Annotated in this window: 16 protein-coding genes; 5 read left to right on the top strand and 11 right to left on the bottom strand. The window is 75.2% G+C overall.

Features of this window, described 5'->3' with window-relative positions; translation table 11 throughout:
* Positions 1 to 34 precede the first annotated feature (34 nt).
* Complete coding sequence (locus ACH4B3_RS30030) at positions 35 to 763, top strand: hypothetical protein (RefSeq protein WP_398468146.1); 729 nt, start codon at positions 35 to 37, stop codon at positions 761 to 763.
* A 69-nt stretch (positions 764 to 832) separates the two neighbouring features.
* On the opposite strand, the gene ACH4B3_RS30025 is transcribed toward ACH4B3_RS30030, so the two are convergent.
* The 5 genes from ACH4B3_RS30025 to ACH4B3_RS30005 all read right to left on the bottom strand — a co-directional run bounded on the left by ACH4B3_RS30025 (position 833) and on the right by ACH4B3_RS30005 (position 10,025).
* Positions 833 to 4,438 carry a hydantoinase B/oxoprolinase family protein gene (locus ACH4B3_RS30025; protein WP_398468144.1) on the bottom strand — a complete coding sequence of 1,202 codons (3,606 nt, stop codon included), beginning with the start codon at positions 4,436 to 4,438 and terminating at the stop codon, positions 833 to 835.
* A 195-nt stretch (positions 4,439 to 4,633) separates the two neighbouring features.
* Positions 4,634 to 5,959 carry a glycosyltransferase gene (locus tag ACH4B3_RS30020; RefSeq protein WP_398468142.1) on the bottom strand — a complete coding sequence of 442 codons (1,326 nt, stop codon included), beginning with the start codon at positions 5,957 to 5,959 and terminating at the stop codon, positions 4,634 to 4,636.
* Positions 5,956 to 7,086 (bottom strand): glycosyltransferase family 4 protein, encoded by a 1,131-nt coding sequence (locus ACH4B3_RS30015; RefSeq protein ID WP_398468140.1) that lies wholly within the window; start codon positions 7,084 to 7,086, stop codon positions 5,956 to 5,958. Before ACH4B3_RS30015 ends, ACH4B3_RS30020 begins: the two co-directional genes overlap by 4 nt.
* Before the next feature lie 208 nt (positions 7,087 to 7,294).
* The gene (locus ACH4B3_RS30010; protein WP_398468138.1) at positions 7,295 to 8,428 is read right to left on the bottom strand and encodes an NADH:flavin oxidoreductase; all 1,134 of its coding nucleotides are present in this window, start codon (positions 8,426 to 8,428) and stop codon (positions 7,295 to 7,297) included.
* Between the two features lie 172 nt (positions 8,429 to 8,600).
* Positions 8,601 to 10,025, bottom strand: a complete 1,425-nt coding sequence (locus ACH4B3_RS30005; RefSeq protein ID WP_398468136.1) for a HEAT repeat domain-containing protein — start codon at positions 10,023 to 10,025, stop codon at positions 8,601 to 8,603.
* A 311-nt stretch (positions 10,026 to 10,336) separates the two neighbouring features.
* Here ACH4B3_RS30005 and ACH4B3_RS30000 point away from each other — a divergent pair, with 311 nt between their 5' ends.
* The gene (locus ACH4B3_RS30000) at positions 10,337 to 11,779 is read left to right on the top strand and encodes a PP2C family protein-serine/threonine phosphatase (RefSeq protein WP_398468134.1); all 1,443 of its coding nucleotides are present in this window, start codon (positions 10,337 to 10,339) and stop codon (positions 11,777 to 11,779) included.
* A 195-nt stretch (positions 11,780 to 11,974) separates the two neighbouring features.
* On the opposite strand, the gene ACH4B3_RS29995 is transcribed toward ACH4B3_RS30000, so the two are convergent.
* Positions 11,975 to 13,447 carry a hypothetical protein gene (locus ACH4B3_RS29995; protein WP_398468132.1) on the bottom strand — a complete coding sequence of 491 codons (1,473 nt, stop codon included), beginning with the start codon at positions 13,445 to 13,447 and terminating at the stop codon, positions 11,975 to 11,977.
* Between the two features lie 250 nt (positions 13,448 to 13,697).
* On the opposite strand from ACH4B3_RS29995, the gene ACH4B3_RS29990 reads away from it, so the two are divergent.
* Together ACH4B3_RS29990 and ACH4B3_RS29985 are read left to right on the top strand one after the other, a co-directional pair.
* Complete coding sequence (locus ACH4B3_RS29990; RefSeq protein ID WP_398468130.1) at positions 13,698 to 14,798, top strand: aminoglycoside phosphotransferase family protein; 1,101 nt, start codon at positions 13,698 to 13,700, stop codon at positions 14,796 to 14,798.
* 208 nt (positions 14,799 to 15,006) lie between these two features.
* Positions 15,007 to 16,995, top strand: coding sequence for an N-acetylmuramoyl-L-alanine amidase (locus ACH4B3_RS29985; RefSeq protein ID WP_398468128.1), 1,989 nt, complete (start codon positions 15,007 to 15,009; stop codon positions 16,993 to 16,995).
* A gap of 77 nt (positions 16,996 to 17,072) precedes the next feature.
* Here ACH4B3_RS29985 and sph read toward each other — a convergent pair whose 3' ends face one another.
* From sph to ACH4B3_RS29970, 3 genes are all read right to left on the bottom strand, one after another.
* Positions 17,073 to 18,056 (bottom strand): sphingomyelin phosphodiesterase, encoded by a 984-nt coding sequence (sph, locus tag ACH4B3_RS29980; protein WP_398468126.1) that lies wholly within the window; start codon positions 18,054 to 18,056, stop codon positions 17,073 to 17,075.
* 156 nt (positions 18,057 to 18,212) lie between these two features.
* Positions 18,213 to 18,713 (bottom strand): hypothetical protein, encoded by a 501-nt coding sequence (locus tag ACH4B3_RS29975; RefSeq protein WP_398468124.1) that lies wholly within the window; start codon positions 18,711 to 18,713, stop codon positions 18,213 to 18,215.
* A 62-nt stretch (positions 18,714 to 18,775) separates the two neighbouring features.
* Positions 18,776 to 21,655: an ATP-binding protein gene (locus ACH4B3_RS29970; protein ID WP_398468196.1), complete on the bottom strand. Its 2,880-nt coding sequence runs from the start codon at positions 21,653 to 21,655 to the stop codon at positions 18,776 to 18,778.
* 269 nt (positions 21,656 to 21,924) lie between these two features.
* On the opposite strand from ACH4B3_RS29970, the gene ACH4B3_RS29965 reads away from it, so the two are divergent.
* Complete coding sequence (locus tag ACH4B3_RS29965) at positions 21,925 to 22,995, top strand: isoafricanol synthase (protein ID WP_398468122.1); 1,071 nt, start codon at positions 21,925 to 21,927, stop codon at positions 22,993 to 22,995.
* Positions 22,996 to 23,040: 45 nt separating this feature from the next.
* Here ACH4B3_RS29965 and ACH4B3_RS29960 read toward each other — a convergent pair whose 3' ends face one another.
* Positions 23,041 to 23,877, bottom strand: a complete 837-nt coding sequence (locus ACH4B3_RS29960) for an ABC transporter permease (protein WP_398468120.1) — start codon at positions 23,875 to 23,877, stop codon at positions 23,041 to 23,043.
* Positions 23,874 to 24,782, bottom strand: a complete 909-nt coding sequence (locus ACH4B3_RS29955; RefSeq protein ID WP_398468118.1) for an ABC transporter ATP-binding protein — start codon at positions 24,780 to 24,782, stop codon at positions 23,874 to 23,876. Before ACH4B3_RS29955 ends, ACH4B3_RS29960 begins: the two co-directional genes overlap by 4 nt.
* Positions 24,783 to 24,808: the final 26 nt, after the last annotated feature.

Below are 24,808 nucleotides of genomic sequence, written 5' to 3'. Positions count from 1 at the left end.
GGACACTTCTGCCCCGCGTGTGCAGGAGGAGCCCGTGAGCACCGATACACCGCACATTCCGGATGAGCCGGCCTTCGAGGAACCCCGTCTGACCATCCGGCGGCCACCCGGCCCCGCCTTCCCCGGCCGCCGCTCCCTGCGCACCCTCGCCTTCGCCTGCGTGCTCCCGCTGGTCGACGTGGCGAGCCTGGCGTTCTCCGGCAACCTCACCCTGCCGTTCCGGCACATCGAGACGCTGGAGGCCAAGATGGCCTCCAAGTCGGTCTTCTTCGAGGACCCGGAGGTCGAGCGCATCCTGATGAAGCACGGCATCCGGGTGCACGTCACCAGGATGGGGTCCCGGGAGATCGCCAACCGGGACATCGAGGGGTACGACTTCGTCTTCCCCTCCGGGCAGCCCGCGGCCGACCTGATCACCGACACCCGCGCCCGGCAGAACGCGTTCGCCAAGACCCACCGGCCGTTCGTCAGCCCGATCGTGCCGGCCACCTACCGGGAGTACGCGCAGACCCTGGCCGACCACCGGGTGGCTGACGGGGGTGCACGGCGGCCGCCGGGCGCGGCGCGCGACAGGACCGGCGGCCCGGTGGCCGAGGCGCAGTCCCGGGACGCGGCGCCGCTCTACTACACGCTGGACATGCGGCGGTTCCTCCGGCCCACCGGCGCCAAGGCCCGCTGGAACGCCCGCTGCCTGGGCAAGGTGCAGGACTGGAACCCGCGGACCGGGGAGCTGACGCTGCAGGCGATCGCGATCTTCCGGTGAGCGCCGTCTTCCGGTGAGCACGGTCCTCCGGTGCGCGGTCGGGCGGCGGGGCCGGCGGGGCCGGCGGGTTCAGCCGGCCGGTGTCCCGTATCCGCCGCCGCCCGGGGTCCGGACCACCAGGACGTCGCCGGGCGCCGCGTCCGCGGTGTCGCACCCGGCGAGCCGCCGCACCGTGCCGTCCGCCCGTTCGAGGAGGTTCTCGCCGAGCTGCCCCGGCCCGCCACCCGCCATACCGTACGGGGGCACCCGGCGGTGGTTGGTGAGCAGCGCGACCGTCATCGGCTCCAGGAACCGGATGCGGCGGGTGGCCCCGCGACCGCCGTGCCAGCGTCCCCGGCCGCCGCTGCCGTCGCGGATCGCGAACTCCTCCACCCGGACCGGATAGCGCCACTCCAGCACCTCGGGGTCGGTCAGCCGGGAGTTGGTCATGTGGGTCTGCACGACGTCCGCCCCGTGGAAGCCGTCCCCGGCGCCGGAGCCGCCGGCCACCGTCTCGTAGTACTGCACCCGGTCGTTGCCGAAGGTGACGTTGTTCATCGTCCCGGAGCCCTCGGCCTGCGCGCCGAGCGCGGCGTAGAGCGCGCCGGTGACCGCCTGCGAGGTCTCCACGTTCCCCGCCACGGTGGCGGCGGGGAACACCGGGGCCAGCATGGACCCGGCGGGGACCCGGACCTCCAGCGGTTTCAGGCAGCCGCTGTTGAGCGGGATGTCCGCGGCGATCAGGGTGCGGAAGACGTAGAGGACCGCGGCCATGACCACCGAGCGGGGCGCGTTGGAGTTGTCCGGCCGCTGCGGCGAGGTGCCCTCGAAGTCCAGCACCGCGCGGCGCGCCCGGCGGTCCACGCGCACCGCGACCCGGATCACCGCGCCGCTGTCGGTCTCGTAGCGGCAGGAGCCGTCCCGCAGCGCGGCGACCGTCCGCCGCACCGACTCCTCGGCGTTGTCCTGGACGTGCCGCATGTAGGCGCCCACCACCTCCGGCCCGAACTGCTCGTTCATGCGGCGCAGTTCCGCGATGCCCTTCTCGTTGGCGGCGATCTGGGCCCGCAGGTCGGCGAGGTTGGTGTCCGGGGCGCGGGACGGGTAGGGGCCCGCGGTCAGCAGCTCCCTGGTCTCCCGCTCCCGCATCCGGCCGTCCCGGACCAGCAGCCAGTTGTCGAACAGGACGCCTTCCTCCTGGACGGTGCGGCTGAACGCGGGCATGGAGCCCGGGGTGATGCCGCCGATCTCGGCGTGGTGGCCGCGCGAGGCGACCAGGAACAGCAGCCGGTCGCCCCCCTCGTCGAACACCGGGGTGACCACGGTGACGTCGGGCAGGTGGGTCCCCCCGTGGTAGGGGTCGTTGACGGCGTAGACGTCGCCGGGCCGCATGGTGTCCCGGTTGCGCCGCAGCACCTCCTTGATGGACTCCCCCATCGAGCCCAGGTGCACCGGGATGTGCGGGGCGTTGGCGATCAGGTTCCCCGCCGCGTCGAACAGGGCGCAGGAGAAGTCGAGCCGCTCCTTGATGTTGACCGAGTGCGCGGTGTTCTCCAGCCGCACCCCCATCTGCTCGGCGATCGCCATGAAGAGGCTGTTGAACACCTCCAGCAGCACCGGGTCGGCCCGGGTGCCGACCGCGGCCTCCCGCGGCCGTGGCCGCACCCGGCCGAGCAGCAGATGGCCCCGGTCGCCGACGGTGGCCCGCCAGCCGGGGTCGACCACGGTGGTGGCGTCGTCGTCGGCGATGATCACCGGGCCGGTCAGGGCGTCACCGGGCCGCAGGCCGGTGCGCCGGTACAGCGGCACCGGCCGCCACCCGCCGGAGGCGAACACCCGGACCTCGGCGGCCGCTCGCGGCCCGCCGGACCGCTCCGGCGGGGTGGTGGTGTGCCGGCCGGTGCCCCCGGCGGCGCCGGTGGCCTCGACCGACACCGCCTCGGCGATCAGCGGCTTGTCCATGGTGAAGGCGTAGCGGGTGCGGTGGGTCCGGGCGAACTCCGCGCGCATGGCGGCCACCGGGCCCGACCGGACCGGGATGGTGGCGTCGGTGCCCGCGTACCGCAGGTGCACCCGGGCGGTGGTGGCGACGGTGTCCCCGGGGACGCCGTCGGCGGCGAGGTCCGCGCGCGTCCGGTCGGCCAGCCGGTCGCGGACCCGGCGGATGTGCGGCAGCGCGTCGTCGGTCAGTTCGCGTTCCACCGCCTGTTCCCGCATCGCGGTGGCGTCGGCGACTCCGATGCCGTACGCGGAGAGCACCCCGGCCAGCGGCGGCACGATCACCGTACCGATGCCCAGCGCGTCGGCGACCGCGCAGGCGTGCTGGCCGCCGGCGCCGCCGAAGCTGGTCAGGGCGTAGCGGGTGACGTCGTGGCCGCGCTGCACGGAGATCCGCTTGACCGCGTTGGCCGTGTTGAGCACGGCGATGTCGAGGAAGCCCGCGGCCACCTGCTCGGGGCCGCGCCGGTCGCCGGTGGCGGCGGTGATCTCCTCGGCCAGCGCGGTGAAGCGCTCCCGGACCAGGGCGGCGTCCAGCGGCTGGTCGCCGTCCGGCCCGAACACGGCGGGGAAGTACCCGGGCTGCACGCGGCCGAGCATCACGTTGGCGTCGGTGACGGTGAGCGGCCCGCCGCGCCGGTAGCAGGCGGGCCCGGGAACCGCTCCGGCCGACCCCGGCCCGACCCGGTAGCGGCGTCCGTCGAAGTGGAGTTCGGAGCCGCCGCCGGCGGCCACCGTGTGGATGTTCATCATCGGCGCGCGCATCCGCACACCCGCGACCTCGGTGCCGAACTCGCGCTCGAACTCCCCCGCGTAGTGGGACACGTCGGTGGAGGTGCCGCCCATGTCGAAGCCGATCACCCGGTCGTACCCGGCCTCCGCGGAGGTGCGCGCCATCCCCACGACGCCGCCCGCCGGGCCGGAGAGGACGGCGTCCTTGCCGCGGAACCGGGCCGCTTCCCGCAACCCGCCGTTGGACTGCATGAACATCAGGCGGACGCCGCGCAGTTCGGCGGCGACGTCCCGCACGTAGCGGCGCAGGATCGGCGAGAGGTAGGCGTCGACCACCGTGGTGTCCCCGCGCGGCACCAGCTTCATCAGCGGGCTGACCTCGTGCGAGCAGCTCACCTGGGTGAAGCCCAGCGCGCGGGCGGCGGCGCCGACCGCCTGTTCGTGGGCGGGGTGGCGGTAGCCGTGCAGGAACACCACGGCCGCGCTGCGGAAGCCCTCGTCCCGGGCTTCGCGGAGCGCCTCGGTCGCGGCGTCCAGGTCCAGCGGCCGCACCACGTCGCCGTGTGCGCCGTACCGTTCCGGGACCTCCACGACGCGGTCGTAGAGCGCCTCGGGCAGCAGGATCCGGCGGTCGAACAGGCGGGGGCGGTTCTGGTACGCGATGCGCAGCGCGTCCCGGAACCCGGCGGTGATCACCAGGACGGTGGGTTCGCCCCTCCGCTCCAGCAGGGCGTTGGTCGCCACGGTGGTGCCCATCCGGACGACCGAGATCCGGTCGGCCGGCACCGGCTCGCCCGGGTCCAGCCCCAGCATCGCCCGGATTCCGGCGACCGCGGCGTCCCGGGGCCGTGCGGGGTCCTCGGAGAGGAGTTTGCGGGTGGTCAGCCGACCGTCCGGGCGCCTGCCGATGACGTCCGTGAAGGTGCCGCCACGGTCGATCCAGAACTCCCAGCGTCCGGTCGTCACCCCTCCATTCTCGCAGCGCGGGCCGCTGCCGGCCGGACGGCGCGGGGCCGGTGGCGCCGGTCGCCGGTGGCTGCGGGCCGGGGCCCGGGGCCGCCCGCCGGAGCCGCCGCCCGCGGGGGGGCACGCGGGCCGGGGCCGGGCCGGTGGTCACCGGCCGCGGCGGGCGGATGGTCACCAGCCGGGGCGGGCGGGCGGTCACCGGCCGCGGCGGGCGGGGGGCGCGGTGGCGGCCGGGCCGTCGGCGGGCCGGGCCGCGCTGCCGTCCGGCTCGCCGCGGGCGGCGGGTCCGCCGGTCAGGGGCGCGCTGCCACCCCGGGCGGCACCGGTCAGGGCCATCGGGGCCGGGGCGGCGGCCGGGACCGGGTGGCCGCCGGGTGCGGGCCGGACCGGGGCGGCGTCATGGGCGGCGAGGAAGGCGTCGACGGCGGCGGGCCAGCCGTAGCGTTCGGCCCGGGCGCGGGCCCGGGCCCGGCGGTCGGCCTCGGGTCGGGCGAGGACCCGTTCCACCGCGTCGGCGAACGCCTCGCCGTGGTCCTCGGCGGCGGCCCCGGCCGGGCCGACGATGTCCGGCAGCGCCGAGAGCGCGCTGACCACCACCGGGGAGCCGCAGGCCAGTGCCTCCAGGGCGGCCAGCCCGAAGGTCTCGGCCGGGCCGGGCGCCAGCACCACATCGGCGCTGGCCTGCAGCTCGGCCAGCTCGCCCCGGTCGGCCAGGTGCCCGAGGAAGACCACCGGCAGCCCCTCGGCCCGGGCCCGCGACTCCAGCCGGGCACGGAGCGGGCCGTCGCCCGCGACGACCAGGTTGGCGCGGACGTTCCGGCGGCGGAGCTCGGCGAGGGTGTCGAGGGCCCGGCCGGGACGTTTCTCCGGTGACAGCCGGGTGGCGCAGACCAGCAGCACGGTGCCGCCGTGCCGGTGGCGGGCGCGCAGCGGCGCGCTGTACCGGGCGGGGTGGAAGTGGTCGAGGTCGACGCCGAGCGGAGCCCGTACGACGTTGCGCGCCCGGATCCGTACGAACTCGCGCGCCGCCCACTCGGTGGTGCACACGATCCGCGAATAGGCCAGCGCGGTACGGGTGTTGAGCCGGTCGGCGGCCCGGCGCGCGGCGCCCTCCGGCACCCCCCAGGTGCGCAGCACCCCGTCGGCGCTCTCGTGGGAGACCATCACCGACGGCACCCGGGCGCGGCGGGCCCACTCGCCGGTCCAGCGCAGGGTGGTGCGGTCGGACACCTCCAGCCGGTCCGGGGCGAGTTCGCCGAGGAGCCGGGCCAGCCGCCGCCGGTCGGTGAGTACCCGGTAGCCGCCGGTGCCCGGGACGCGCGGCCCGGGCAGGGTGATCACCCGGCCCTGCTCGGTCTCGGTGTCGCCGGCCGCCTCGCCCGGCACCACCAGGACCGGCTGGTGACCGGCCGCCAGGTACCCGGCGCCGAGCTCCCGCAGGGCGGTGCGCAGGCCGCCGGAGGCGGGGGTGACGAAGTTGGCGACCCGGACGATGCGCAGTGCGGGGGCGGCGGGGGTCACGCGGCCACCGCCGTACGCGCGGCCAGCACCTCGGTGTAGTGGTCCAGCAGCCGGTCGCCGACGGCCGCCCAGGTCCGGCCCGCGACGGCGGACCGCCCCTGGCCGGCGAGCCGGGCCCGCAGTCCGGCGTCACCGGCGAGCCGGGCCACCGCGTCCCGCACCGCGTCGGCGTCGCCGGGCGGCACCAGCAGGCCGGTGCGGCCGTGGTCGATCAGGTCCAGCGGTCCGCCCGCGGCGGGGGCGATCACCGGAACCCCGCCCGCCTGCGCCTCCTGCACGGTCTGGCAGAACGTCTCCTGGGCGCCGGTGTGCACGAAGACGTCGAGGGAGGCGAAGATCCGGCCGAGCGCGTCGCCGGTGCGGCGGCCGAGGAAGCGGGCGCCGGGCAGGGCGGCGCGCAACGCGGCCGCGCTGGGGCCGTCACCGACCACGACCACGCGCACCCCGGGCAGGGTGCAGACCCCGGCCAGCAGGTGCACGCTCTTCTCGGGGGCGAGCCTGCCGACGTATCCGACGAGGAGTTCACCGCCGGGCGCCAGCTCGCGGCGGAGGGCGGTGTCCCGGTGCCGGGGGTGGAAGCGCTCGGTGTCCACCCCGCGCGGCCACAGCCGGACCCGCGGCACCCCGCGGTCGTCCAGGTCGCGGGCGGCGGCGGTGGAGGGGGCCAGGGTGCGGTCGGCGGCGGTGTGCACGGCGCGGATCCGGCGCCAGGCGGCGTTCTCGCCCGCTCCGAGGTAGGTGCGGGCGTAGCCGCCCAGATCGGTCTGGTACACGGCGACGGCCGGGATGCGCAGTCTGATCGCCGCGGTCATCGCCCGCGCGCCCAGCACGAACGGGCTGGCCAGATGGACGATGTCGGTGCGGTGCGCGGTGAGGGCGGCGGCGAGCCGGCGGCTGGGGAGGGCGACGCGCACCTGCGGGTAGCCGGGCAGCGGGACGGACGGGATACGGACGACCGGGCACGGGTCGCCGGCGGCGTCCTCCGGTGGTGGGTCCTGGGCACCGGCCGGGGCGATGACCAGCGGACGGTGTCCGCGCCGCCGCAGGTGGAGGGCGGTCTGAAAGGCGCAGTGGGCGACACCGTTGACGTCGGGCGGAAAGGATTCGGTCACTATGGCGACACGCATAACCGTGTTGTCGGCGTACCAGGGAGAGCCCCGGCGGCGGGGAACTGTCCGGGCGGGGAACGTCCCATGAGCTTTCGCCCGCGCCGCGCGGACGCGACGGCCCATATCAGGAGCGGCCCGCGCGTACCGGGCGCCCGGTACGGGCCCGGGGTACGCACCCCGGGCACCCGGCGGCGGCTCGTGGGCGCCCCGGCGCCCGCGGTGCCGCTCAGTGCAGGGTGCGGAGCACCTGCGCGTCGAAGGGCTGGAGTTCCTCGGTCCGCCCGTCCAGGACCTTCGTCAGCCACTGGGGGTCGGTCAGCAGTGCGCGGCCCACCGCGATGACGTCGAACTCGTCCCGCTCCAGCCGGTCCAGCAGCGGCTCGATGCCCGTGACGCCCCCGCGCTCGCCCTTCCGGATCGCGTCGAGGAACTCGTTGTCCAGACCGACCGAGCCGACGCTGACGGTGGCCTTGCCGGTGAGCTTCTTCGCCCAGCCGGCGAGGTTGAGGTCCGAGCCTTCGAACTCCGGCAGCCAGTAGCGGCGGGTGGAGCAGTGGAAGGCGTCGGCACCCGCCTCGGCGATCGGGGTGAGCAGTGCCTCCAGTTCCCCCGGTGTTTGGGCCAGCCGCGCCTGGTAGTGGGCCTCCTTCCACTGGGAGGTGCGGAAGATGATCGGGAAGTCGGGCGCCACCGCCCGGCGGCAGGCGGCCACCACCTCGGCGGCGAAGCGGGTGCGGGAGGCCAGGTCGCCGCCGTAGCGGTCGTCGCGCCGGTTGGTGTGCGCCCACAGGAACTGGTCGATGAGGTAGCCGTGGGCGCCGTGGAGTTCGATGCCGTCGAAGCCGTGGGCCTGGGCCGCGGCGGCCCCCGCGGCGAAGGCGGCGATCACCGCGTCGAGATCGTCCTGGGTCATCGCCCTGCCCGGCTCGTCGCCCTTCACCGGGATGCCGGAGGGTCCGATCCGCGGCGCCTCGGGCACCGGCGGGGCACCGGCGGCCCGGTCCATCCCGACGTGCCACAGCTGCGGCACGATCCTGCCGCCGGCCCGGTGGACCGCGTCCGCGACCCGCGCCCAGCCGGCGAGCGCGTCCGCGCCGTGGAAGCGGGGGACGCGGTCGCTGGTGCCCGCCGAGTCGTGTCCGATGTACGTCCCCTCGGTGATGATCAGGCCCACGCCGGCCGCCGCGCGCCGGGCGTAGTACGCCGCCACATCGGGGCCCGGCACCCCGCCGGGGGAGAAGTGGCGGGTCATCGGGGCCATCGCCACCCGGTTGCGGAGGGCGAGGCCACCCAGACTCAGAGGGCGGAGGAGCACCTCCGCGGCGCGCGCGGCCGGACTGCTGGGGTTCACGGCTGTCACCTTCGGTCGACGGGCGGCCGCGCCTCGGTGGCGCGGCCATCCACCCCAACGGCGGTGCGGGGGACGGTGATTCCCGGCGCGCGCGGACCGAGCGGCCGGTGCGCCGTGGCCGGCCGCGGGCCGCCGGCGTCGCGGACGGGCGACCCGGCGGGCCGGCCGGCCTGCCGGGCGGTCACGCCGCCGGGGTGTCGGGTCCGATCCGGCTGCGCACCGCGGTCTGCACCTCGGCCTCCTCGGCCGGGTCGGCGGCGAGTCTGCGGAGCTGGTCCACGACCCGGGTGTCGGCGGTGGCGGCGTGCCGGGCGGCCAGCTCGCGGGTGCTCTCCTCGCAGTCCCAGAGGCATTCGACGGCGAAGCCGGCGGCGAACGAGGGGTCGGTGGCGGCCAGCGCCTGGGCGGCGCGTCCGCGCAGGTGGGAGGAGGAGGTCTCACGGTAGATGTGGCGGAGCACCGGGGCGGCGCAGCCGATGGCGAGCCGGCCGGCGCCCTCCACCAGGGCCCACAGGGCCGGGGCGTCGGGGCCCGCGCCGCGCACCGTGCGGCGCAGCGCGGCGAGCACCGGGCCGGAGTCGTACTGGCTGCCGCGGCAGGCGAGTATCGCGGCGGCCGCGTCGCCGAGGGCGTCCGGGCGCTGCGCCCAGAGCCGGGCCCGGTCCAGGGCGGCGACGCTGCACATCCGTTCGAACGCGGTCAGCGCGGCCCGGACCACGAGTTCGGAGCTGTCGGGGGCGGTGACGGCGGACTGGACAAGGTCGAGCACCTCGGGGTCGCCGGTCTCGGCGAGGTGCCGCAGCGCGGCCGCGCGGGCGGCGTCCGGGCCGCCGGCCGCCACGGCCAGGAGTTCCGGCCGGTCCTCGGGGCCGGCCACCGCGGCCAGGCAGCGGGCGGCGGCGTCGTGGCGGCGCACCCCGGGCAGCACTTCCTGGTCGCCCTGGGCCCACAGCAGCACGTCGCGGACGCTCCAGCCGGGACGCGGTCCGGAGGGGGTGAGCTGGCGCTGCCACCGGTCGAAGGCGCCGCGCTCCTGGGCGGCGCGGATCCGGGCGCCGTGCCGCGGGTCGTCGGCCCACAGCCGCCAGGGCCGGGGTTCGTAGGCGCCGCGGACGGCGGCGGACAGTTCGGCGTCCCCCTCGGGGGTCTCCGCGAACCGGGCGAGGACCGGGGCGACGAGGGAGCGCAGCCCGGCGTCGTCGTCGCGCAGCGCCAGCTCGTCCAGGGCCCAGGCCCAGTTGCTGCCGGTGGCGGCGTAGCGGCGGAGCAGCCGCAGGGCGTCGGCCCGGCCGTAGGAGGCGAGGTGGCCGAGGACGGACAGGGCCAGCCCGGTGCGCTCCTCCGCGGGGTCCACGAGGTCGTCGGGGTGGAACAGGTGCAGTTCGATGACGTCGAGGTCGCAGTGCAGGTCCAGGCACAGCCGGGCGTAGTACAGGGAGCGGCTCTCGACCTGCCAGTCGCGACGGGGGTCGTGCAGCACGCAGTGGTGCAGTGCCGCGAGCGCCTCGGCCCGCGGCGCGGCGAGGGCGTGCAGGGTCCCGTCACCGCGGCCTCGCTGCAGGAGGCCGAGCAGGGTGCCGCTGGGCGCTATGTCTGGATCGAACATGAGGTCAGCATCCGGTGCGGTGTGTTTCGTGGCAACGGGATTTCCGTCGACCGGCATTCTTGCCGGTGTCCCCCCGTGGTATGCCTGGTGAACGGCATGAGCTGCGGGTTCCCCAGCGCCGCAGCCTACCGGAACGGGCCGTTCCGTCGAGTCCGAGGCCGGGCAGGCCGCAGGAAGGCCCACGGCATATGCCAGAAGCACCACCGTATCGGGTATCGCGGAATCCCTTACGGGACGTCGCAGCCTGTGCAACAGTCGTAACCGGATCCTTCCGTCAGACTTGGCCGCGCCGCGCCTGTATCGGAGTAGTCATGCCGTCCCCTCGTTCTGCGGACCACCCCGCCGCCCAGCCGACCCGGCGCGGCACGGTCGACGCCCTCATCTCGCAGACCAGAGAGCTCCGCGGGGGCATCGAGGCGGTCCGCCCGGACACCGCGGGCAGCGGCGACCTGTCGGCCCTGGACGACCCGCGGCTGCGCTGGCAGCACGCCCTGTGCGACCTGGCCGCCCACCACCTGGACGACCTCGGTGAACACCTCGGCCAGCTGCGCGAGGGGCTGCCCGGCGAGCCGCCCGCCGCCGAGCCCCGCCCGGCCGGGCCGGCCGCCGGACGCGAGCCGGCTCCCGGCCGCGCGGGCAGCGCCGAGTGGAACTTCCTCACCGACGAGGTGGCCTGGTCCGAGGACCTGTGCCTGATCTTCGGCCGCCGCCCCGAGGAGGGCGGACTCTCCCTGGACGAGCTGCCCGGCTGGCTGTTCGCCGAGGACCAGCACGTCCTGACCGACCTGGTCACCGACTGCCTGGTGGACGGGAAGGCCATCGACGGCGAGTTCCGGATCGTGCGCAGCGACGGTGAGATCCGCACCGTCCACATGGCGGGCGAGCCGGTGCTGGACGCGGACGGCGCCACCGCCTCCATGTGGGCCGTGTTCCGCGACGTCAGCGAGTTGCGCCGCAGCCAGCTGGCGGTCCGCGAGACCTGCGACTCGCTGCTGCGGCGGCAGCAGCTCGCCCGGACCGAGCACCGGGTCGCCGTCGAACTCCAGGAGACCGTGCTGCCGCCCTGGCGGGGCCCGCTGCGGCTCTCCCACGGCGACCCCGCGGCCCTGGACCTCGCCGCGCACTACCTCCCCTCCGCCACCGGCTCGCTGATCGGCGGCCACTGGTACGACGCCCTCCAGCTGCCCGGCGGCAGGGCACTGCTGACCGTCGGGGACCTCACCGGGCACGGCGTGGCCGCCACCACCGGCATGGCCATGCTGCTCGGCGCGCTGCGCGGGATGGCGGTCACCGGGGTCGAGCCCGGCCCGCTGATGGGCTGGCTCAACCAGCTGCTCGACACCTCCGCACAGCCCGCCCTCGGCAGCGCGGTCTGCGGGCTCTACGACCCGGAGACCGGCGGTCTGCTCTGGGCGCAGGCCGGGCACCCCGCCCCGCTGCTCTTCCGCGACGGGACGGGACGTGCCCTGCGGGCGCCGGACGGCGTACTGCTCGGCGCCACCTCCGGCGCCGTCTACGGCCAGGCCCGGGAGTCGCTGCGGCCCGGCGATCTGCTGGTGCTGCACACCGGAGGACTCTCGCCGCGCGATTCCGCCCTGGACACCGACGGCGACGCCCGGCGGCTGCTCGGCCTGGCGCCCCGGCTGTCCGCGGCCCGCACCGCACAGGACTGCGTACGCACCGTGGTCGAGGCGTTCGGCGACGAGGGCCGCGAGGACGACGCCTGCGTGCTCGTCGCCCGGATCCCGGCCTGACGGCGACGGCCCCGGCGCGACCGGAGACACGGCCCGGACCGACGGCCCGCGCCGCGGTGCGTCACCGGAGGCGGTGACCCCACGAACACGGCCGCGCCCCGGGAGGGACACACCATCGGGTGAATCGCCGGCCGGACCGGCAGGGACGCTCCCGGGCCGGCCGGCGGCTCCGGGACCGCCGGAACCGCCGGCCGGCTAGACCGTCGCGCTCCAGGCCGGGCCACGTCCCTTCGGCAGCGCCAGCTCGATCTCCTCGCGCAGCTCCTTGATCCTCGGATACCCGGAGTACTGGGCGGTGAGCCGGTACATCTCGCGCAACCGGTCCCAGGTCCGGTGCGAGGAGTTGTCGCCGATGGACAGCAGGGCCATCCGCGCGTACCGGTCCGCCTGCTCCGGATCGTCGCCGATGAAGCAGGCCGAGGCGATGGAGATGTGGTCGAAGATCTGCGAGCGGTCACGCCCGTCCTCCCGCATCCGCAGCGCCTCCTTGGCGTGCTTCTGCGCGATGCCCGCGGCCGCCGGCTCGTGCTCGGCCAGGGTGCGGTAGACCAGCCCCTCCATCCCGTGCAGGTCCGCCTCGTTGAACAGCTGCATCCAACTCGGCGGGGGTACATCGCTCTTGTCCGAGACGAACAGCTCCTCCGCCTCGCCCAGGGTGCGGCGGACCGCTTGGCCCCGCCCCAGGGACGCCTGCGCCCACGCCTCGATGGTGGCGAACATGGCCCGGGTGCGCGGCAGCGTCTGCTCACCGGCGCCCGACCTGGCCAGCTTCATCAGGTCCAGCGCCTCGTCCGGACGGCCGAGGTGGACCATCTGCCGGGCGGCCCGGGACAGGGCCTCGCTGGCCCGCGGCCGGTCGCCGCCCTCCCGGGCGGCGTGGGCGGCGATCACGAAGTACTTCTGGGCGGTCGGCTCCAGCCCCACGTCGTGGGACATCCAGCCGGCGAGCACCGCCAGGTTGGCCGCCACCCCCCACAGCCGGCGCTGCAGGTGGTCGGGGTGGCGGAACGAGAGCATGCCGCCGACCTCGTTGAGCTGGCCGACCACGGCCTTGCGCTGCAGTCCGCCACCGCGGGAGGCGTCCCAGGCGCGGAAAACCTCGACCGAGCGCTCCAGCGCGTCGATCTCCTGGGAGCCGACGGGCGCGGCTTCGTAGCGGTCGTAGCCGGCCTGGCCGGCCTGGAACGGGTCGTCGAAACGGGGGGCGTCGGAAGCGAGAGCCGGGTCGGTGTGCAGCCAGTCGTGCATGGCGCTGCTGAGTGCTGAGCCTGCGGCGAGCGCTGCGCCGGCGCCCACCAAGCCGCGTCGGTTGAACATAAGGTCCATTCCCGTGAATTCGGTGAGGACCGCGGCCACACGATCGGGCGCCCAGGGCAGTCCGTCGTCGGACTTCCCTCTCCCCACACGCCCTTGTCGCCCGAACCCGAGGTCCTCGGTGGTCACAACACGACCGAGACGCTCGGTGAACAGGGCCGCCAAGACCTTCGGCACCGGATCGCGCGGCGTCTCGCCGGTCTCGATCCAGCGCCGGACCCGGGAGGTGTCGGTCGCCAGCTGCGGGTGGCCCATGGCCGCCGCCTTCCGGTTCACGAGTCTCGCGAGCTCGCCCTTGGACCATCCGGCCAGGCCGAACAGGTCCGCAAGTCGGGTGTTGGGTTCCCTCGCCACGTCAAGCCCCCAGGTTCCTCGGCTGGTCCGACAGTAACGGCCGGTACCGGCCCGTCATGGGCCAAGTGACTATTCGCCAGGGTCCGCCAGGGTTCGCCAGCTGTCGGGCCACCCGCGCGCCGGTGTGGTGTAGGAACGCGCCACCCGGCCCGGCGGCCGGACCGCATTCCCCAGGGTGCGGCCCGCGCCTCCGGGGCCGGGAGCGCACCAGGGGGAAAACTGTCGGCACACGAAGGGATCTGTTTCGCCCATGTACGCAGCGTCGTCCTCCGTGTCCGTTCCACCCCGGCCGCGCCGCCAGCCCCCCGGCGGCGGCCCCTACCTCGACCCCGCCCATGCCGGGCGGGCACGGCGGGGTCCGGCGGTGGGTCCGCAACCGCTCAGCGGGCGGCTGGACCTGTCCGGGCCGCAGGGGGCGCAGCTGCGCGCCGCGATCGCGTCGGTGCACCGGATCTGCCCCGAGTTCAACCCCGTGCAGGTACTGCGGCGGAGCGGACGCTCGCTGCTGCTGGTGGGGACCACCGGACGCAGCACCGCGGTGGCCAAGTGCCTGCTGGACCACTCGCCCGCGTGGACGGAGCGCTTCCGGCACGAAATAGGGGCATACCGTGCGTTCGTCCGGCACCGTCCCCCGGTGCGCGTCCCCCGGCTCATCGCCGCGGACCCGGAGAACTGCACGTTGATCATGGAACGGATGCCCGGCCGGGTGGCGGCCCTGCAACGGCATCCGGTGGATCCGCCGCCCCGGGCGGACATCGAGGCCGCGCTGGCCGCCGTCTGCCGGGTGAACGGCTGGCGCCCGCCGCCGGGCCGGTTCGACGCGCCGATCGACTACCCCGCCCGCCTGGCGCGGTACCACGAGCTGGGGCTGCTCACCGACCGCGACATGGGCGACCTGCAGAAGCTGCTGCACGGGCTGGCGCACGCGCCGGGCCGGCAGAGCAGGGGGCAGTTCTGCCACGGCGACGCGCTGCTGAACAACGTCCTGCTCTCCCCCGCCGGCGCGGTGCTGGTCGACTGGGACCACGCGGGCTGGTACCTGCCGGGGTACGACCTGGCCACCCTGTGGACCGCGCTCGGCGACGCCCCGGCGGCACGCCGCCGGATCAGCGCCCTCGCGCAGCAGGACGGCCCGGCCGCCCGGGACGCCTTCCTGGTGAACCTCATGCTGGTGCTCACCCGGGAGATCCGCACCTACGAGACGGCGGTGCACCGCACCATGACGGATCCCGCCCCCGCGGTCCCCGGCGCCGGCGGGGCGAGCGAGGAGCAGCGGCTGCTGCTGCGCCGGCTGCACGACGACTGCGCGATGGCGCGCCGTGCGGTGCGGGCCGCGGTGGGCACCCGCTGACCGCGCGGGGGCGTCAGCGGTCCAGACCGCTGACGCCCCGCAGGCCGGGCCCGCCCGGGGCGGGAAAGTCACCGATCCGGGCGACCGGCGGCGAAACGCGCCCGGCCCGAACATGATTGACGCGACGTCGAACAGCGGATACCTGTAGGTGCGTCCGGCCCCCCGCGCCCCAGCCGGCGCAGGGCACGGCCCACCTCAGGAGGCTGCTTTGCGAGGTTCCGCTCAGGCACGCACCAGCTCCAGACCCGGCACCCGTCCCCTGGCCCGGCGCGCCGCGGGCGCCGTCGCGTCCGCGGCGCTGCTGCTGCCCCTCATCTCCGCCACCCCGGCCGCCACCGCGGACCAGCCCCGGTCCGGTGCCCTCCAGGGCGCCTTCGCCGACGCGGCGGAGGAGTACGACGTCCCGCGGAGCGTCCTGCTGGGCGTCTCCTACCTGGAGTCCCGGTGGGACGGGCACCGGGGCGCTCCGAGCGTCACCGGCGGCTACGGTCCGATGCACCTGACCGACGCGCGCACCGCCATCGCCGAGGCCCCGCACCACAGCCACGGCGACGAGGACGCCCGCGGGGACTCGGCGCGGCCCGCGCGGACCGCCGAGGCCGACCTGCCGGAGCCGGCCGACCTTCCGGCCCGGCTGCGCACCCTCGACCGGGCCGCGGCGCTGACCGGCCTCCCGGCGGACGACCTGCGGCGGGACGAGGCCGCCAACATCCGCGGCGGAGCGGCGCTGCTCGCCGACACCCAGCGGCGGCTGGGCCTGCCGTTCAGCGACGACCCGGCGGACTGGTACGCGGCGGTGGCCGGCTACTCCGGGGCGGACGACGCCGCGAGCGCCGCAGTCTTCGCCGACGACGTGTACGACGTGATCCGCGGCGGTGAGCGGCGGACCACCGAGGCGGGGCAGCAGGTGGTGCTGGAGGCCGGCCCCGGCGTCACCCCGCGCACCGGGCAACTCGACCTCCTGGGGCTGCGCGCCGCGCCGCGGGACGACCGCGTGGAGTGCCCGCGGAGCGTGGCCTGCGAGTGGATCCCTGCCCCGTACCAGGATCTCGGCGGCGGCGACTACGGGAACCACGACAAGGGCGACCGCCCGGTGTCGCAGGAGATCGACTACATCATCGTGCACGACACCGAGGCGACCTGGGACACCACGCTCAAGCTGGTGCAGGACCCGACCTATGTGTCCTGGCACTACTCGCTGCGCTCCTCGGACGGGCACATCGCCCAGCACCTGCCGGTCAAGGACGTCGGCTGGCACGCGGGCAACTGGTACGTCAACGCCAAGTCGGTGGGGCTGGAGCACGAGGGCTTCCTGGCCACCCCGGACGCCTGGTACACGGAGGCGATGTACCGCACCTCGGCCCGGCTGGTGCGCCACCTGGCCCACCGGTACGACATCCCGCTGGACCGGCAGCACATCCTGGGGCACGACAACGTCCCCGGTTCCACCGCGTCCGCCGTCCGGGGGATGCACACCGACCCGGGCCCGTACTGGGACTGGGCGCACTACTTCACCCTGATCGGCGCGCCCTTCCACCCCACCGCGGGGCCGGACGGCGGGCTGGTCACCATCCGCCCCGACTACGACACGCACCAGCCGGTCTACACCGGCTGCGAGAAGCCCAAGGTCGCCTGCGCGCCGCACGGCTCGGGCGCGGTGCGGCTGCACACCGGCCCGAGCCAGGACGCGCCGCTGGTGAAGGACATCGGGCTGCGGCCCGACGGCAGCGCGTCCACCGACGGGGTCAACGACACCGGGGCGCGCGCGTCGACCGGTCAGCGGTTCGCGGTGGCGGACCGTGCCGGTGACTGGACGGCGGTGTGGTATCTCGGGCAGAAGGCCTGGTTCCACAACCCCCCGAAGCAGCGGACGGCGGTGAACGCCCGAGGGCTGGTGGTCACCCCGAAGCCGGGCGTGGCCGAGGTGCCGGTGTACGGGCGCGCCTATCCGGAGAAGTCGGCGTACCCGGACGGCGTGCCCGCCCAGGCGGTCTCCCCGCTGCAGTACACGCTGCCCGCCGGACAGGAGTACGCGCTGGGCCTGCGCACCCGGGGCGAGTACCTCTGGGCGACCACCTTCGACCCGGCCGGACACCGGGTGGTGCGGGGTCAGGAGGCGTACTACCAGATCCAGTTCGGACACCGGGTGGCCTTCGTCAAGGCGTCGGACGTGTCGGTCCGGCCGTCCGGCCGCTGAGGCCGGTCGGCGCACGAGGGGCCGGCCCGCGGACGCGTGGCGACGCGGCCGCGGGCCGGCCCGCCCGGTCGGTGGGGTCAGGACCCGGTCACCGGGTAGTGGTCGCTGAGGTTGGTGTAGGTGTACCGCGTGCCCCAGCTGGAGACGGTCCAGGGCGCGCTGCTCTCCTTGATCACGTCGTTGTGCCACCCCTCGGGCCGGACGTGGCCCTGACGGTGCAGCACGTAGTCCAGGTCCTCGCGCGGGTCGTCGGGGTAGCGCTCGGCGGCGATGGAGTTGTCCCGGGTGTCGAACGAGTACGGGTGGCCGGTGCGCGGGGCGTCCTGGAGGCCGGCGTCGGCGAGCATCGAGGCGTACTCCGGGCTGTGCGAGTCGACGTTGAAGTCGCCGGCCACGATCACCTGCTCCCCCGCGGGGATGGCCTTGGCGTCCAGGAACGCGTCGAGTTCCCGGAACTGCCGGCTGCGCGTCTGTGCCGCCTCGCCCGCGTCGCAGCCGGGGTCGGTGGACTGGGCATGGGTGCCCACCACGTGCACGCGGCTGCCGTCGACGTCCAGGACGGCGTAGACGAAGCCCTTGTTGGAGTACCAGTCGGCGCCGCAGGCGTCCCGGTAGACGAACTGCTCCTTGCGGATGATCGGCCACTTGCTGAGGACGGTGACTCCCCCGTCCTCGGGCGTGGTGGCGGAGTAGGCGCCGCCGGTGGCGTCCCAGCCGTCCTTGCTCCGGCCCATCACCGGCGTCTGGTGCGGGTACCCGGCCGCCGCCGCGTTGGCCTTCAGCGCGTCGGAGGAGGAGTTGTCGAACGCCTCCTGGATCACCACCACGTCACGGCCCCGGAAGAAGTCGGCGGCCGGGATGGCCTTCGCCCGGTGGTCCTGGCCCCAGTTGGGGTAGAGGGTCTTGCTGAACAGGAAGGTGTTGTACGTGAGGACGTTCAGCCCGGGGGCGGCGGCCGGGGCGGCGCCGGCCGAGGGGCCGGCGGCCATGAGCGCGGCCGAGGCGAGGGCGGCGGTCGCCAGCGCGGCGCCGGCGGCGCGGCGGAGCGTGGAGTGCGGCACTGCATCTCCTGGAGTGCGTGGGGGAAGGGGACGCCGCACATCCAAGCAGTTGAAGTTACTTCTAGGTAGCTTCCAGGTGGAGGAAATCTTCGCCAAGCCGAACGTACGGCCGCCCGCGATCCGGCCCCGGGCCGGCGGTCCCGCGCCGTGCCCCCGTCAGCCCTGCTGGAACATCTCCGCGGGCAGCGGCTTGAGCAGCCGGTAGAGGTCGTCGGTGATGGGCCGGTCCCAGCTGGCGATGGTGACGAGAACCCCGTCGCTGCGGTCGAACTGCGCGCACGAGATCCGGCTCTCCGAGAGCTTGATCCGGCGCACGATGAGGAGGTTGTCCTCGTGCATGACGGGCGTGTCCTCGGACTCCACCACCCGCACCGGCTCGTCGTTGCCGAGCGCCGACAGGAGCTGGGTGACCTCGAACGGCACCTGGCCCTCGGCCAGCTCCCGGACCGGGGAGCCCGCCGGCAGATTGCCGATGATCATGGCGGGTCCGCGGCCGCCGAACAGGTCGTAGCGAAGGAAGACCCCCTGGCAGCTGCCGTCCGGCGCGGGGAGCAGTCCCGCACCGAGATCTCCGGGCCAGTCGCCCGGGTCCATGGCCAGGACGTCGAAGTCCGGGCCGGTGGGTGTGGCAGCGCTGCGGCGGCGGAGGAACGACATGCGGACATGGTACGTGCCCGGGGCGCCCCGGCGCCGCGCGGGAGGGGCGCCGGGGCGGGCCCTCAGCGGTACCGCCAGCCGGTGTCGGTCTCCACCCGCATCACCTTGGCCAGCCCGGTGCGGTCGGTGCCCACCTTGCGGTAGACACCGGACAGCAGCCGGGCCACGTCCGGCTCGGGCACCCCCAGTTCCTCGGCGATCCGCGGGTCGCCGAGGCCGGTCGCGGCCAGCTCGGCGGCGGCCAGCTCCTGCCGGGTGAGGCTGCCGGTCGCGTCGGCGCCCAGCTGGAGCGGGCGGAGCCCGACGGCGGACAGTTCGTCGCGGGCCCGGGCGGCCAGGGTCTCGGCGCCGCACTGGAGCGCGCCCTCCAGCCCGCGGTAGAGCCGGTCGCCGGCTTCCTGCGGCAGGCCGATGCGGCGCAGCGCGGCGCCGTGGTCGACCAGGGCCAGCGCGAGGTCGTAGGCGGACGGCGAGCCTTCCAGCCGGCTGACCGCCTCCGCCAGCAGCCCGATCCGTTCCGGGCCGCGGGCCACCGAGGCGGCGGTGTGCAGGGCCTGTCCGACGGTGGAGGCCGCGCCGAACTGCCGGGCGCGGCGCACCGCTTCGTCCGCGAGCTCCACCGCCTGGGCCGGGTCGGTCAGCGCGACGGCCTGCGCCAGGTGGAGCTGCCAGGGGCACCATGCGGGGTTGCGCATGCCGCGGCCGTCCATCCGGCGCCCGACCGCGGTGAGCTGCTGGCGGGCCTCGCGGTGCAGGTTCCTGGCGAGCAGCAGTTCACCGTGGACGGCCTGGACGTCGGGGTAGACCACGGCCCTGGGCACCACGCTGCCGTAGTCGTGCGCCTCGGCCACCCGCTGGGCCTCCTCGGTCCGGCCGCGGGCCAGCAGGGTCTGGACCAGGGTGCCGACGGCGGCCCAGTGGGCGGGTGTGGAGGCGCCCACCCGGTCGGCGATCCGCAGCCCCTCGCGGACCAGGTCCTCGGCTTCGGCGAGCCGGCCGCGCCGGTAGCGGATGTAGCCGAGCAGGGTGAGGCCGAAGGCGAGGTGGGAGCCGCGCCAGCCCTTCCGCTCGCACTCCCCGATGCCCGCCTGGAAGAGTTCCTCGGCCCGCCCCGGCTGGTCGCAGTACATGAAGGTGAGCGCGACCAGGATGGGCACCTCGAAGCCCCAGTCGTCGTCGGTCCAGCTCAGGCCGTCGCCGAGGGCGGTCTCGGCGTACCCCAGGGCGTCGGCGACCGGTTCGCCGCGCACCACGGCGTCCCAGCCGCGCAGCCCGAGCAGATAGCGCTCGGCCACGCCACGGCCGCTGAGGTGGTCCACCAGTTTCGCGAGCCGCCGGGAGCGGGCGGGCGAGTCCTGCTCGTCGGCGCGGAAGGCGTTCCACATGAACTGCTCGGCCTGCATCCGCAGCCGGGTCCGGGCGCTGGTGGCCCGCCGGGCCTCGGCCTCGACGAGCCGCGCGGCGTCCTCCATGCGGCCGGTGTGCCCGTACGCCTGGGCGAGGCGGACGGTGACCGCTTCCCGCAGGGCCGGGTCGAGCAGCGGTTCCTCCAGCGCGGCCCTGAGGTGGTTGACGGTGGTGGCGGGTGCGGCGAGCGACGCGGAGCAGCCGAGTTCGAAGAGCACCGCGGCCCGGTCCTCCAGGCTCGGCGGCTCCCGCAGCGCCCGTTCCAGGCAGCGGCGGGCGGCCTCCGGAGCACCGGCCCGCAGGTCCTCGCGGGCCGCCTCGCGCAGCTTCTCCACCACCCAGGAGTCCGCCTCGGGATGCATCTCCAGCATGTGGCGCCCGGCGGCGGCCGCGCCGAGGCCGGCGCCGATGACCACCGCGGCGGCCTGGCCGTGCATCGCCACCCGCATGGCGGGCGGGATCGCCCGGTACACGGCGGTGGCGATCAGCGGGTGCAGGAACTCCAGTGAGTCGCGGCCGGCGGTGCCGCGGCCCAGGATCCGGGCGTCGCGCATCCGCGCGACCAGGTCGGCGGTCTCGGTGGCGGAGAGCGCGGCGAGGTTGGCGGCGAGCGCCGGGGTGGCCTCGGTGCCGAGCACGGCCACCGCCCAGGCGAGGCGGACCGCGGTGGTGCCGATGCGCTCGAGCCGGTCCATCAGCCCGTTGTCCCGGGCGGTGGACACCAGCCCGCGCAGTTCGGCGTTGTTGACCGACTGGGGTTTCAGTTCCCGGTCGCGGATCTTGGCGGTCAGCTCGACGACCTCGAAGGGGTTGCCGCCGGTGACCGCCCAGCATTCGCGGCAGAACGCGTCCTCGGCGTCCTCGCCGAGGCTGTCGCGGACGATCCGGCCGACGGCCTGCGGGGTCAGCGGGGCCAGCAGATGGGGCCGGGAGCCCTGCCGCTCGGCGAGCCGGCGGAAGGCGACGGCGTCGGCGGACAGGTCCTCCGGGCGGTAGCCCACGGCCAGCAGCAGCGGCAGGTCCTGGGTGCGCGGCGCGAACCCGGTGAGCCAGTCCAGCGACTCGGGGTCCGCCCAGTGGGCGTCGTCGAGGATGGTCACCACCGGCCCGTTCTGCACGACGTACCGGGTGACCAGCCAGTCCAGGCCGTCCCGTACGCCCTGCGGGTCGGGGGTGCCGCCGTCGGGTGACCTGACCAGCCCGACGGCGGGCGCGACGATGTCGTACCAGGAGCCCAGGACGCGGCGCTGCTCGGCCTCGCCCGCGGTGGCGAGCACCGGCTGGACGAGCTGGCGCAGAACGTGGAAGGCGACGCTCTGCTCGTGCTCGCCGCCGCGTGCCGAGAGCACGGTGCAGCCGCGGCCGGCGGCCCGCCGCCGCAGTTCGCCCAGCAGCGCCGTCTTGCCGCCGCCGGCCGGGCCGGCGAACGCGATCACCCCGCCGGTGCCGGGCGTGCCGGTGCCGCTGCCGGAGCCGGTGAGTTCGGTCAGCACCCGGTCCACGGCGTCGAGTTCGCGTTCCCGCTCGACCAGCATCCGGTCCGGTCGGCCCCTGTTCTCCGCGCCTTCGTTCACGTTCCGTCCCCTCCGACAGGTAACGCTGAGCGTAGCCTCAGGGGACGCTCCGTAGCACCCCGCGCCGAAAAACTTCGTGTGCATGAGCCAGTGGCACAAGCCAATTCGGGATACGTACTATCGATCGATTGCCGATCGCGGCACGATGTCGTGGCTGGAGTTGGCTCGATCGCACCGGTGATCGGGCTCATACGGGCTGCATGGATCGCGTCGGGAACAGGTGGGGAACGATGGACACGTCGACGGCACTCGCTCCGGGTCCGGATCTCGCCGGACGGGCGGCGCTGTTCGAGATACCGGTGGGGGTCGCGGCGAGCCGGGACGCCGAGGCGGCACGGCTGCACACCATCCGATGGCTGTGCCGCTTCGGGGTGTTCCAGGGGGACGCGGCGGTCGCCGAGTACGACGCCCTGCGCCTGGACCGGCTCTCGGCACTGTTCTACCCGCGGGCCGTCGGGGCCGAACTCGCCCTGGCCAACGACCTCAACGGCTGGTTCTTCGTCTTCGACGACCAGTTCGACGGGGAGTTGGGGTGCCGGCCGGAGGCGGTCGCGCGGCTGGTCGACAGCGTCGTACGAATCGCCTGGGAGCCCCCGGGGCAGGACGCCGGCGCCGACCCGCGGGACGCCGGTCCGCTGCTGGCCAGCTTCCGCGATCTGTGGCGGCGCATCAACGCCGGGATGCCGCGGGTGTGGCGGGACCGGTTCCGCCGGCACTGGTGCGGCTACCTGGAGGCCCACAAGCGGGAGGCGCGCGACCGCACCGGGCGGCCGCTGCCGTCCCTGGAGGCCCTGCTGGAGGTGAAGCGGCACTCGGTGGGCGTCCAGCCCTGTCTGGACCTGCACGAGCGGTTCGGCGGGTTCACCCTGCCCCCCGCGGTGCACGGCGGCGGCCCGCTGGCCGCGATGCGGGAGGCCACCGACGATGTGGTGATCTTCGTCAACGACATCGTCTCGCTCGACAAGGAGCTGGCCGCCGGCGATGTGCACAACAGCGTGATCCTGCACCGGGAGCGGCACGGCGGCACCCTCGACGAGGCGGTCCGCCGGGTCGCCGGACTCGCCAACGCCCGGTACCGCCGCTTCGAGGAACTGGCCGCCCGGCTGCCCTCGGTGCTCTCCGAGGAGGGCGCCCCGGCGGAGGTGCTGCGCCACGCCGCCCGGTACACCGAGGGGATGCGGCACGTGATGGCCGGCAGTCTCGCCTGGTCCCTGGAGACCTCGCGCTACGACCAGCGGGGCGTCGACGCGGTGCGCAGCGGGCGGCAGCGGCCCTGGGGGGACCTCGGCGGCCCGCGGTGACCCCGCCGGCCGGGCGCCGCGGTGCCCGGCCGCGGACCGCCCCGGTCACTGGTCGCGGCGGTGCACCCCGGCGACGGTGAGGGCGGCCGCGGCCAGCAGCCACACCGCGTCCACCGTCCAGGCTCCGGCGACCGTCGACGGCCAGCGTTCGGCCGCCGGGGTGTAGCCGACGGCGACCAGGCGGTCCCAGGCGCCGGCCGGCAGGGCGTGGTCGACGACCGCCGCCCAGTACCGGTCGTCGGTGAAGACCAGCGGCAGCAGCAGCAGGAGCGCGACGGCGCCGACCAGGGTGATGCCCATGTGCCGCGCCAGGGTGCCGATCGCCATGCCGGTGAGCGCGCACACCGGCGCCAGCAGCGCGGAGGCCACCAGGACCCGCCAGGCGCCGGGGTGGCTCATCGGCACGCCGGCGCCCCGCCCGGACAGGATGGCCTGCGTCACCACGAACGAGGCCACCGCGATCACCGCCCCCAGCACGGTGGTGACCGCGGTGACCACGGCCACCTTGGCCGCCATCACCGAGCGGCGGGCGGGGACGGCCGCGAAGGTGGTGCGGATCAGCCCGCTGCTGTACTCGCCGACGACCGCGGCGGCCCCGATGGCCGCGGCGGCGAGCATCAGGACCAGGGCCGCGTTGGCGGTGAAGGCATGGGTCAGCGCGATGCCGTCGCGGACGAAGCCCGCCCGGTGGCGGGGATCGTCCGCGGGCCAGTAGCGGTAGGTGTCGTACGCGGTGCCCGCGTTGAACCCGACGACGGCCAGCGCGGTGATCACGCAGGCCCAAGGCGTCGAACGCAGCGACCACAGTTTGATCCACTCGGCGGCGAGGAGATCGCGGAACCGGGCTCGGGGCTCCGCGGCGGAGCGGGCGAGGGTGCTCATCGGGCTTCTCCCGGGACGTATTCGGCGCTGTCGGCGGTGAGTTCCATGAACGCCTCCTCCAGGGAGGCGGTGTGCGTGGTCAGTTCGTGGAGCACGACCCGGTCGCGGAGCGCCAGTTCGCCGATCCGCTCGGCGGCCAGACCGGTCACGGTGAGCGCGTCGCCGTCCCGGTCGACCGCCGCGCCTTCGCCGGTCAGCAGGTCCGCCAGCGCGGCGGAGCCGGGCGTGCGCACCGTCACGCTCCGGCGGGTGCCGCGGGCCGCGAAGTCCGACAGGCTCTCCGCGGCGATCAGTTCGCCCCGCCCGATCACGATCAGCTGGTCGGCGGTGTTCTCCATCTCGGACATCAGGTGGCTGGAGACGAACACCGTGCGGCCTTCGGCGGCCAGCCGCCGGAACAGTCCGCGGACCCACTTGACGCCCTCCGGGTCCAGCCCGTTGAGCGGTTCGTCGAACATCAGCACCGGGGGGTCGCCGAGCAGCGCCGCGGCGATGCCGAGCCGCTGCTTCATGCCGAGGGAGAACCCCCCGATACGGCGGTCCGCCGCGGCCGCCAGCCCGACCTCGTCCAGCACCCGCTCGACCCGGGCGGGCGGGATGCGGTTGGCCCGGGCCAGCGCGGACAGATGGGCCCGCGCGCGGCGTCCGCCGTGCACGTCGCCCGCGTCGAGCAGCGCGCCGACATGGCGCAGCCCGCGCGGGCGGTCCCGGAACGGACGGCCACCGACGGTGGCGCTCCCCCCGGTCGGGTCGTTCAGGCCGAGGATCAGCCGCAGGGTGGTGCTCTTGCCGGCGCCGTTGGGGCCGAGGAAACCGGTGACGCACCCGGGGCGCACGGCGAAGGTGAGGCCCTTGACGGCGGCGGTCGCGCCGTAACGCTTCGTCAGGTCGTTGACTTCGATCACATGGGCAACGGTGCCGGTCCGGGCCC

Origin of the sequence: Streptomyces sp. NPDC018031, from assembly GCF_044327625.1 — a bacterium.
GTDB lineage: Bacteria > Actinomycetota > Actinomycetes > Streptomycetales > Streptomycetaceae > Streptomyces.
The sequence above is the reverse complement of the archived record's forward strand: the minus strand, read 5'-3'. Positions and strand labels throughout refer to the sequence as shown.